Origin of the sequence: Mesotoga sp. HF07.pep.5.2.highcov (assembly GCF_003666285.1) — a bacterium.
In the GTDB taxonomy this organism is placed as follows: domain Bacteria; phylum Thermotogota; class Thermotogae; order Petrotogales; family Kosmotogaceae; genus Mesotoga; species Mesotoga prima.
Window position 1 is genome coordinate 1 of sequence record NZ_JFHJ01000278.1, and the last position, 4145, is coordinate 4145.

7 protein-coding genes and 2 pseudogenes are annotated in these 4145 nt (G+C 44.3%); 7 read left to right on the forward strand and 2 right to left on the reverse strand.

Annotated elements, in window-relative coordinates:
* Nucleotides 1-286 (forward strand): annotated as a pseudogene (locus BG32_RS05915) (MgtC/SapB family protein); the annotation flags it as partial.
* A 3-nt stretch (nucleotides 287-289) separates the two neighbouring features.
* Here the strand turns inward: BG32_RS05915 and BG32_RS16300 are convergent.
* Nucleotides 290-481, reverse strand: a complete 192-nt coding sequence (locus tag BG32_RS16300) for a hypothetical protein (RefSeq protein WP_259459552.1) — start codon at nucleotides 479-481, stop codon at nucleotides 290-292.
* Nucleotides 482-516: 35 nt separating this feature from the next.
* Entirely contained in the window at nucleotides 517-666 is a 150-nt protein-coding gene (locus tag BG32_RS16305; RefSeq protein WP_259459553.1) for a hypothetical protein, read from the reverse strand.
* A gap of 162 nt (nucleotides 667-828) precedes the next feature.
* Here BG32_RS16305 and BG32_RS17095 point away from each other — a divergent pair.
* The 6 genes and pseudogenes from BG32_RS17095 to BG32_RS05955 all read left to right on the forward strand — a co-directional run.
* Nucleotides 829-1178, forward strand: a pseudogene (locus BG32_RS17095) (hypothetical protein).
* Nucleotides 1138-1572: an FAD-dependent oxidoreductase gene (locus BG32_RS05935; protein ID WP_259459554.1), complete on the forward strand. Its 435-nt coding sequence runs from the start codon at nucleotides 1138-1140 to the stop codon at nucleotides 1570-1572. The pseudogene BG32_RS17095 and the gene BG32_RS05935 overlap by 41 nt, the downstream one beginning before the upstream one ends.
* Nucleotides 1573-1779 (forward strand): ROK family protein, encoded by a 207-nt coding sequence (locus BG32_RS05940; protein ID WP_014731399.1) that lies wholly within the window; start codon nucleotides 1573-1575, stop codon nucleotides 1777-1779.
* Complete coding sequence (locus tag BG32_RS05945) at nucleotides 1780-2598, forward strand: patatin-like phospholipase family protein (protein ID WP_121526556.1); 819 nt, start codon at nucleotides 1780-1782, stop codon at nucleotides 2596-2598.
* Entirely contained in the window at nucleotides 2595-3320 is a 726-nt protein-coding gene (locus BG32_RS05950) for a hypothetical protein (RefSeq protein ID WP_014731401.1), read from the forward strand. Before BG32_RS05945 ends, BG32_RS05950 begins: the two co-directional genes overlap by 4 nt.
* Before the next feature lie 69 nt (nucleotides 3321-3389).
* Nucleotides 3390-4145, forward strand: a 756-nt coding sequence (locus BG32_RS05955; RefSeq protein WP_121526557.1) for a PHB depolymerase family esterase, incomplete at its 3' end; no start/stop codon positions are given.

Here is a 4145-nt window from a genome sequence, read left to right on the forward strand (position 1 = left end):
CTTCGCGTTGCTTATAGTTCTTTTCCTTAAAAGGATTGAGTTGTTTATCGGAGGGAGAAATCTTCCCAGAGTTTTGATAGTTGCTGAAAACAGTCAGGAAACGTCTACGAAGGTCTCCGAATGGTTCAAGGACAATGGATTGACGGTTGAGTCAATGGAAATTGAAGAGGACGATGAAGTCCTTAGTCTTCTAATTGAGTTAAGCAGAGGAGATGCCTTAAAGGTAAAAAACATTATGGTGGGTCTTTCCACACTGAAGGGTGTCAAGAGCGCAGAGCTTCGATGACTTCTATTTTCTTCGACAGATATGGTCTATCCAGAGTTCCTTACCTCCTATCGAAAAAGATGTAATCGTTCCCTGGAGATTAAGTACTCCTCCAGGACCGCTTACGATTGTTAGGGTTACGGTGACCCCGCCGATTACCTTACCGTTGATGTCTAAGAAGTCCTGGACATTTTCGAGAATGCCATTTATCTCCACATTGATGTTGCCTCCATATTCACCGTAGTAGAGAATCAGAGCGGATGGGTTACCGGGAACTTGAAGGAAACGGTGATGTTTTTCAGGTTGACGTCCTTTCCAGAATGACCTGCCAACCCGCCGTTGGTAACAGTCATCACACCGTTGGGAGTTGAAGTGCCATTTGACCATACGAATGGCTTCATATCCATTCGCGTTGTTTGCTCAAAGAGGATCTCGCTATTGTAGTACTTTGTCCCAACCCGGAGTCGATGGCGCGGCGATTGACTGTACTCTAAGAGATAGACCAGAGCCTATTCATCATGATTTTCGAAACAGTGAGAAGAAGTTTTCCGGACAGACTGATAATGGCAGACATTTCTAGTGTGGAAAATGTACGCGTGATTGCGAGGCTCAAGCCGGGCAATATTGCGACTACACTTTCGTGGTACACCACAGATACTTCACAAAGACTGAAGCCAGATATTGACCTTGTCACTATGCTTGTCAAAGAATTCGACTTCCCGGTGATGCCGAAGGGAACTACTGGGAGCCAAACCGGATGATCATGGCGTTTGAGGCAGGAGCTTCTTCAGTTAGTCTAGGGAGTGTAATCACTAGACCTCAGCTCATCACCAAGAGATTCAATGATTGCCTGGAAACATTGAAGAAGAACAGTGATTTCAGAGAGAGTGATGGCCTTGAAATTTCTAGATAAAGACCTGATCGTTGTTGGTGCAGGAACAGCAGGAATCCATGCCGCTATTACCGCATCAAGAAGAGGGCTTGATGTTATGCTTGTTGAAAGGAACGGCTCCGTTGGCGTTATTTCTACCGTCGGTTTATGCAGTCCCTTCATGAGATTCTGGCTTGGAAATGAGTCCCTTGTCTCGGGTATTCTCGAAGAAGTACTCTTCGATCTGCACAGGCGTGGTGGACTTCTGAGGGATTCATTCGATTTGGAGATTTTGAAGATGATCTATCTGGAGAAACTCAAAAAGGCTGGAGTCGTGCTCGCGTTTCGCTCGATTCCGGTAAAATTAATCTCCGCAGGAGGGTTTATGAAACAGATTTCGCTGCTTGTGTCAAATGTCAGTTTAACAGGTAAGTAGATGAAAGCTCTAGGAGTGGTCATCAGTGGTACTATGATAAAGACTGCGGTTGTGGCGTGCTCGGGTGAAATCAGTCAAAGGAAGAATCATGCAACCAGCAGGGATCTTAAGAATCAGATCCTCACGATTATTACTGAAGAGATTTCTTCAGATAGCGTTTCATCTATAAGAATAGGGACCGCAGGGACATTATTTCGAGGTGTTTAGATGATTAAGGCGCTAGTTCTTGGTGGAGGCGGGGCAAAAGGTTTTGCTCACGTCGGAGTTATTCGAGCGCTAGAAGAAAAGGGTTTTGTACCGGATCTGATCATAGGAGTTAGTGCCGGTGCGCTTGTAGGGGCGGGGTACGCTTTACTGTCAGATTCAAAGAGGCTGTGGGAGATCTCTCTTGAAATCTGTAGAAAAAGTAAGAAGCTAATTCGCTTTGCAAATTCAGCTGCAAGAGAAAATAGAGGCTTGTTATTCAATGCAGCCACTTGTATTCACATAAACACTTTTAGAGCGCTGCCTTTCGGATTGTACTTTAACGCGCTCAAGAAGGGTCTGAAAGGGTACAGATTCTCTGACACAAGAATTCCCTTCAAGTGCGTTTCAACCATAATGGATTCAGGTGAGTTATTCGTTCATGAAGAAGGAAGTATTTTCGAAGCGCTTAGAGCTTCCATGGCGATTCCTGGAATTATCTCGCCTTTTAGTCACAAAGGCTTCTCTCTTGCCGATGGAGGGATTGTGAATAATATTCCTGCCAGCATAGCTAAGGAAGAGGGCTGTACTCTAGTGGTGGCCGTGGATCTTTCTTCAAATAATAGAAAGGTCGGGATCGATACTTCAAATTCGATACTGGAAACAATCGATGGGTACAAAGTCGAAGAGTTTCAACGGAAGGAACTGGCTGTTGCAGATGTTGTCATTTCACCATTGAACAAAAGAAATATTGGTTTGCTTGACTTCTCATCCTGTATTGAACTCATGAATGAATCTTATGAAGAAACATTGAAGTTCGATCTAATTGGAGTTAGCCAGTGAAGATACATGTTGGTGGTTATGGTTTCCAGGGACTTGCCTCTATCGAGTACCTTGGAGATTTCGAGAGCGAAAGCAGAATGGTTTTGAACGGACTGGCGGGCTATTATGTAGCGGCTGAGAGAGCCATGGGTAAGAAGGAAGCCTTGTATCGGCTTTCAAAGTTTGTGGATGAGTTTTTCGTCACGTTGGAAGTGATGGATGGTGGCGCGCTTTCTTCAAAAAAGAGAGTGAGCGGCAAATTAGAACGAATTCGCCACTGTCGTATTTGGTCCAAAAGTAATCATATCTACGGGATAGCTGCAAGGGATTCTTATCTCGATGGAATTGCAGGGAAGACAGAGCTTAGTGCTGAAGTATTCAATCTTGAAACTAGGAAGGTTGAGCTCATCCGCGACGACATGAGAGAAGTTGCAGCCGCCTGTATTTCCATCCCGGGACTTTTCGCTCCTTACAATGATGTTTATGTTACTACGACTTATCTGAGCCAAATTCCTGTTTCGTTCCTTTCAGAAGGTGACACTGTAATTCTGAATCTAAGGGATCTCTCTACTGACAAACCAAGTACAGCTTCAGAAGTAGTTTTCCGCGCCATGGAGATCCGATCACTAAATTATGCAAAAATAATTCTCGCTAATTCCAGTTGCGTTTCAGTCGGAGTTAAGACTAGAGTTCATTCAGACAATGTGTTTAACTATCTAGATCGAGTTAAAAGGTCAGTATAGTTTGCGCGAATGATAGTATTGATTGTGTGGAAGTATTGAGACAAGCGGTTTCGAATGGAGGAATTCTAGTTGCTGAAGACGATGGTGGTAATCGGGACTCTTTTAGCCATGGGTTTCTATTTCATTAGTGGAACAAAGAAAGGAATAGATGAGATCGTGACGATTGAACACGATGGCAGAATAAGACAGAGTATCGTTCACCTGCCTCCGATGATTCAAGATGATAAGCTACCTGTAGTGCTGGTATTTCACGGTCTTTTTGGCAACAGTAACTACACTAAGAATACGTACGGAATGACTGAAGTGGGAGACAGAGAAGGGTTTATTACCGTGTATCCCGAGGGAACCGGTACATTGAACAGCGTTCTTTTGAGCTGGAATTCAGGTTTCTGTTGTGGTTACGCAATGGAAAATGATGTCGATGATGTCTCATACATAGCGGAGCTCCTTGGAAGATTAGAAAGTGTTTATCCCATTGACGAAAAGAGAGTCTATCTCATTGGACTTTCCAACGGAGGGATGCTGGTATATAGGCTCATGTCAAGTTATCCCGATCTCTTCGCTGCCTGTGCGATTGTTTCATCTTCTCCAGCCGGCGGAGCCAGTGAGGACAACGTTGTAATGATAGAACCTCCAGATACCGCCATTCCGCTCATAGTGTTTCACGGTATGGAAGATCCTATTATTCCTTTTGATGGGGGTTTTTCCAGTAGTTCTGAAGCAAATGGTATCTATTTTCCCTCGATAGAGGAGTCTGTGAAACTTTGGGCGGAGAAAATGGGCGCAGTCAATATGAGCGAGAAATCGCTCGAGAACGGTTTGGTT